We start from the raw sequence: 6,000 nt of genomic DNA, 5'->3' as shown, positions 1-6,000 counted from the left end.
TTTGCGGCTATTGCACCAATCCTTTATCTCCCCCAGTGCATAGTTGTAGGCACTGCGGCAAATTTCCATCCACTCAATCAACCGTTTTTCTTGAGTGGCATCTGGGTAGATTCGGTAGCAATAGTTAAATGTCAGCATACCTCTATCATAAGACATGTTTTCGTGTGCAATTACGTCATATTTTGATAACAGCCAATTCGCTGTTTTGAAGTGAAAATCCTTGCGTTTGTCAGCAACTTTCTTGTGCGGTTTTCCGAGTTGCTTGATAGCTTTAAGTCTGCCATTACTCCCTTTTTTTGTGCGTGATACTCGCTTTTGAATTACCCGTAGACGTTTTTGTGCCTTGCGGTAGTGCTGGGGAATAGCAACCGTTTCGCCCTCAGCAGTCGTCAGAAATTCCTTTAAGCCAACGTCAATTCCAGTAATTTTATTTGGGTTAAAATCTGGTTTAATTTCTGGGACTGTCTTGTCTTCCAGTGAAAGCGTCAAATAGAACCCGTCAGTCTTTTTGGTAACAGATGCGGTCTTGATTTTGAAGCCGTCAGGAATAGGGCGATGCAGAATCACCTTAACTTTCCCGAACATTGGCAAGTTAATCAAGCGGTGCTCTGAGCTTGCCGAAGAGTTGCCTTGCAAGCACCCTTCCTTCATCTGAGGATAGGTGAAAGTGCGATAACGGTTACAAGCCTTAAACCGAGGTCTAGCACTTCGTTTACCGTTGCTATCCCCCTTAAGAAAACGGTCGAACGTTACCTTAACTCGCTTGACGACATCTTGAAGAACTTGAGAGTATATTTCACCGTACCAAGGATGTGTTTTTTTAAGCTGAGGTAACGTTTTCTTTTGCGAGTAATAGTCAGGATTATCCCGCAACTCTGGCAAATGACAAACAAGAGGGCAAGCATTGACAGGAGAACGATTGCACTCGTACCAGTTAAACCTATCAGCCAACAAATAGTTGTATTGGTTGCGGAGCATTGACAGCCATCTGTCTAGTTCTGCGGCTTGGTGTTTTGTTGGACGTAATCGGTACTGGTAGGCAGTTCTCACTTGCTGGTTAATTGGTGTTACTGTATTAGTATACACCAATTTAAATACTTAGTTAAAGAAGTACATTGAGGGTCAAGACGCACCAGATTGATTGGTTGCTTGGTGTCCCTACAGCAAAGAGCCTATCCATCCCAACACCAAGCGGAGTACCGCTTTCTTTGTGGGGCTTCCGGCGAATAAAGCTAACAATTGTATCGTCCTCTTTGTTGAGGTTTTCCCTGAAAGGGCGGGTTTTGTTGAAATGTTACCGGTGATATCCTTTTTTGAGTGGCTCGCGTCCGCCCCTACCCAAGATTCAATGTAATACCCTATCTTAAATAATATGTCAGAAACTGGTGAGGAAAAAGATAATACTCTTTTGAACCAATGGCGTCAAAAAATCGACATCGCCAATCGTAACAATATTTTTTGTCACTGTCGCCGTTGTGGTGATGAATGGGTGGACTCATCGTTAAATAGCGTCTGTAATCGCTGCGGTAGCCAAGATGTTGAACGGATTTCCTGCTGGCAGTTTCCAGACGATTGAATGAGAGAGTGCGATCGCGCGTTTTATGGGTTGCATTCCAATAGAATCTAATCTTTACCTCTTGGATAAAAAAAGATAAAGACAACAGAAAAATGAGGAATGGTCAAAACTCAAAACTTATTTCCCTTCTGAGGGCGATAGCAGAGTCTGAACGGTTAAAACCTGTGGTGGTGTTGCATCAGCCGGATAGATAAAATCAACCTCGACCAAACGGCGATCGCCTGGTGGCATTTTCAGCGTCAGCAATGGTTCCCCAGCTTGACCCCGCCGTTGCACTAGATGAATTGAACGGGTGCGGACTAACCCTCGGTCATCGGTATAGCGCAGTTGTACTGTACCTCGGAAGAAAACCTGAGAATCAGGAGGATTCAAGAAATGCAATTCGTCGGCATTTTCCTCAGGTTTAAGTGGGGTTTGAATCGCCAAAGTTACGGTTTGTGAAGCATCCATCCGGTTGACCAAAGGCAAAGTGAGGTGATATTGCACCCCATAATTTCCATGGGCGCGATAAGCTGTATCCGGATAACGAACCTTCAAGGGCGCACTCTGAACCTGATCCGTGCCTAAGGTGACAAAAGGTACAGTACTTAAGGGATAGGAAAACCCTTGACCGGGTTGGGGAATACTCAGATCCGACTCACCCGGACTATCTACCACCTGAGTACGCCATTGAGAACCCACAGCCACACCCGCAACCCGACCATAGACAATTTTACCGTTGGTTTGGTCTGGCGGTGTTGGGATGCGATCGCGTGGTCCTGCTAAATTACCCTTAAATAATAAATACCGCCATTCGTCGAGAGTAGGCGGACGATAGGGAAGTCCAGATTCCCCTTGAGGTTTCCCATCCGCTTTACCATCAGAATTCAAGGGTGCATACATGGCTAAACTTGCCATATAAACGGGTCGATTGGTTCGCAGACGCATCAACGTAGACCGGGAATTGCCTAAAGCGATGGGTAAATTAAATAACATTTCGCTCTGTTGCGGCGCAATAATAATTTGAGAGGGAAACGATGATTGATGCACGCCACGCAGGATATCGGTAGCCACCCGTGAACCGGGACCCGAATAGACTAAGCCAAAGGGATTGTCCAGATAGGGCGGTAAATCGACAAAAGGAGCATCCGGATTGGTCACATAACTTACCGCTTGCAAAATATCCAGCGTTATCGGTTGACTTCCAGCATTGTGAACCAGAACCCCTTGGTACATGGGTCGCCATTCCTCTGGCGTATTCGAGCGGGCGATATGATGAGCAAATATATCAAAGCGTCCAGAAAGAGGCAAATTTAAATGAGCGCCAGGACTAGCTTTTCCATAGGGTGGAAAGGTTGACAGTAAAATCCCCTCGGTTTGGATCACTTCTGGGCTATTGCTATTAAATACCGGCACCTGATCCAGTTGTCCTGGTAACGGTCGTATTTGTTGGGGTTGTACCACCAATTCCTGGGTGGGAGGAGGAGTTGGGGTTACCGGGGGGACAGGGATAACTTGAGCCAGCGAAAAATTGGCGAATAAAAGCAGCATCAACGAAGGGGTTTTCCAACCTCACACACAACAACAGTTCTTAGTTTCAGTGTTTCACTCTTGTCATCAGCAATAAACCGGCAACAATGGCTGAGTGATTAGGTATAGACCGATACTCGAACTGCCGATTTATTATCCTACCGCTTGTTATGGGTTATTTGTCATTTGTCATTTGTCCAACATCCATAACCCCCAACGTTTCCACCGTCAAAACCTGCGGCGGCGTTGCATCTGGCGGATACAAAAAATCAAATTGCACCAATCTCTGACTCGATGGTGGCATAGACAGCGTCACTAACGGTTCCCCTTTTTGTCCCCGTCGTTGAACTAAATGCCAATACCCTGTCCGAGGTAATCCAGCATCATCGTTATAGCGTAGTCGCACCGTTCCTCGGAAAAAGACTTGGGGCGCGGGTGGTTCCAGAAAGCGTAATCCCTGCTGAATTTGCTCTTGTTTCAGAGGCGTTTGTAGGGATATGGTAACTGTTTTTGTCTCCTGAGTTGGATTCACTAAGGGTAAGGTTAAACTATATTGCACTCCATAGTTTCCATGGGCAAAATAGGCAGTATCGGGATAACGTACCAGCATCCTGGCACTCTGACTTTGACCTGTACTTAAACGTCCACCGGGTAACGTACTCAGTCCATAGGAAAAGGCTTCTCCTGGTTCAGGAATGGTTAAAACCTGGGATGTTGGACTATCGGTTAACTGAGTTTGCCACTGTGATCCTTGAGCCACACCTGCAACCCGACCATAGATAATATTACCCGTTGTCTCTTCAGGTGGAGTAGGGGCGCGATCGCGTGGTCCTGCTAATTCCCCTGTATCCAATAGCTGCTGCCATTCTACCAGGGTGGGGGCGCGTTCATTTCCCGCCTCATCAGTGGGCGCATAACGGGCGAGACTCGCCAGATATACCTGTCCATCACTGCGTAACCGCATTAACGTGGAACGACCATTAATTGGCGGTTCCAATGGTTTCACGGGAATTGGTAAATTGAGTAACATACGGCTTTCTTGAGGCGGAATTACCAATTGCGGCGGAAATTCGGCTTGGCGATATCCTCTCAAGATATCGCTCATTACCCGACTACCAGGACCTGCATACACTGTACTTTGAGGATTCTCAACTTGAGAGGGTAACTGGATAAATGGTGCATCAGGTTGACTCAAGTAACTAGCCGCTTGCAAAATATCAACCCTGACTGATTCTGTACCGGGATTATGTACAAGTATTCCCTGATAAAGCGTCCGTAAATCGTCGGGTGTTGGCGCTTTGGCAATATGATGGGCAAAGATATCAAAGCGTCTGTGAAAGGGAAAGTTTAAGTGGGCGCTGGGAGTGGCTTTGTTGTTCCCAGGAAAGGTGGAAAGTAATATCCCCTCAGTTTGGACGAGTTCCGGACTATTGCTATTGAAAACGGGAATCTGATCGAGTTGTCCCGGTAACGGACGCACTTGTTGCGGTTGTACAATCTCCACTTGGGGTGGGGGTGTAGGGGTAGCTTGGGCGAGGGGGAAAATGGGCAAAAACGCGAACATGAACAGATAAAGGTTTTTAGGAAATAGGGAACGGGTAGCAAAGAAAATAAGTATACTGCATTACTTTGATAACTGCCATGGAACAGACTAGAGGGTTTTGCGATCGCAAATACAGATCCATGCTTCAGGACTGTGCAAAAGTCGCTAATAGAGGCATGTAGGGGCGACCCCCTGCATAAATGAACAATTCCAATCCGCTCAATTTGCTCGGGTCGCCCTTCCTAAAACCTTGACAGAAGTGTTTATCGGAAGTATAAATTTATAGCAAAATCTTGCTTTCATTATTTAGGCTTTTGGTATACAATGAGACAGGTTTCACTATTATCTAATATTTCTAGGTTATCTCTCTAGTTAATGAAAAATTCCATGCCAGCCAGACCATTTTTAAAATGGGCAGGTGGGAAAAGCCAACTTATTAAAGAAATTGATAAGAATTTGCCTGAGGAGTTGGCTCAGGGAAAAATTAATCGATATATTGAACCCTTTGTCGGTGGTGGGGCGGTATTTCTCTATATTGCTCAATTGGGCAAAGTTGAAGAGTTTTTTCTTTGGGATATTAATCCTGAACTTGTCCTGGCATATAAGACGATCCAGAAAAATGTAGAAGACTTGATTGAACTTCTCTTAAAGCTTCAAGACAAATATTTATCTTTCGATGTCGAGGAACGAAAGCAGTATTTTTATCAAATCCGCTCTCAATTCAACCTACAACGTCAACAAATAAATTTCCAGACCTATCACCCAGACTGGGTTGAGAGAACCGCTCACCTTATTTTTCTCAACCGCACCTGTTTTAATGGGTTGTTCCGAGTCAATTCAAAAGGAGAATTTAATGTTCCAATCGGTCGATATAAGCAGCCCAAGATTTGTCATGCAAACAACCTGAAAGCAGTAGCTAAAATTCTGCAAAACACTCAGATTCATTATGGAGATTTTACTGACTCTGAAGCATTTGTTGATAATCGCTCTTTAGTTTATTTCGATCCTCCTTACAGACCTTTAAGCAAAACTGCTAATTTTACATTATACTCTCAAGAAAATTTTGATGATTCGTCACAATTAAGATTACGAGATTTTTTTCGAGTGCTAGATAAAAAGGGGGCAAAGTTAATATTGAGTAACTCTGATCCAAAAAATGAAGACTTAACAGATAATTTTTTTGATGCTGCTTATGCAGGATATCAGATTAAGCGAGTAAAGGCGAAACGGACGATTAACAGCAATGCGAACCAGCGAGGACAGATTAATGAATTGTTGATTATGAACTACTGAAATAAATAGAAATGCATTGTAGAATGTACTGTAAGAATACAAATGAACAATGGATAATGACCTCTCCTTAAAAGAAGAG

5 protein-coding genes are annotated in these 6,000 nt (G+C 44.4%); 2 read left to right on the top strand and 3 right to left on the bottom strand.

Annotation, left to right across the window (positions count from 1 at the left end; all coding sequences use genetic code 11):
• A partial coding sequence (locus RLO19_RS11425) for an RNA-guided endonuclease TnpB family protein (protein ID WP_446356461.1) occupies window positions 1-1,050 on the bottom strand: 1,050 nt, incomplete at its 3' end.
• A 322-nt stretch (window positions 1,051-1,372) separates the two neighbouring features.
• Here RLO19_RS11425 and RLO19_RS11420 point away from each other — a divergent pair.
• A complete protein-coding gene (locus RLO19_RS11420) occupies window positions 1,373-1,576 on the top strand; it encodes a hypothetical protein (RefSeq protein ID WP_446356451.1) in 204 nt (67 codons plus the stop codon).
• A gap of 117 nt (window positions 1,577-1,693) precedes the next feature.
• Here the strand turns inward: RLO19_RS11420 and RLO19_RS11415 are convergent, their stop codons facing one another.
• The gene (locus RLO19_RS11415; RefSeq protein WP_446356449.1) at window positions 1,694-3,106 is read right to left on the bottom strand and encodes a DUF3370 domain-containing protein; all 1,413 of its coding nucleotides are present in this window, start codon (window positions 3,104-3,106) and stop codon (window positions 1,694-1,696) included.
• A 154-nt stretch (window positions 3,107-3,260) separates the two neighbouring features.
• On the bottom strand, window positions 3,261-4,649 hold the full coding sequence (locus RLO19_RS11410; RefSeq protein WP_446356447.1) for a DUF3370 domain-containing protein: 1,389 nt from the start codon (window positions 4,647-4,649) through the stop codon (window positions 3,261-3,263).
• A gap of 354 nt (window positions 4,650-5,003) precedes the next feature.
• Between RLO19_RS11410 and RLO19_RS11405 the strand changes: the two genes are divergently transcribed.
• Window positions 5,004-5,921, top strand: coding sequence for a DNA adenine methylase (locus RLO19_RS11405; RefSeq protein ID WP_446356445.1), 918 nt, complete (start codon window positions 5,004-5,006; stop codon window positions 5,919-5,921).
• Window positions 5,922-6,000: the final 79 nt, after the last annotated feature.

This window comes from Coleofasciculus sp. G2-EDA-02 (genome assembly GCF_040226375.1).
GTDB lineage: Bacteria > Cyanobacteriota > Cyanobacteriia > Cyanobacteriales > Coleofasciculaceae > Coleofasciculus.
The sequence above is the reverse complement of the archived record's forward strand: the minus strand, read 5'-3'. Positions and strand labels throughout refer to the sequence as shown.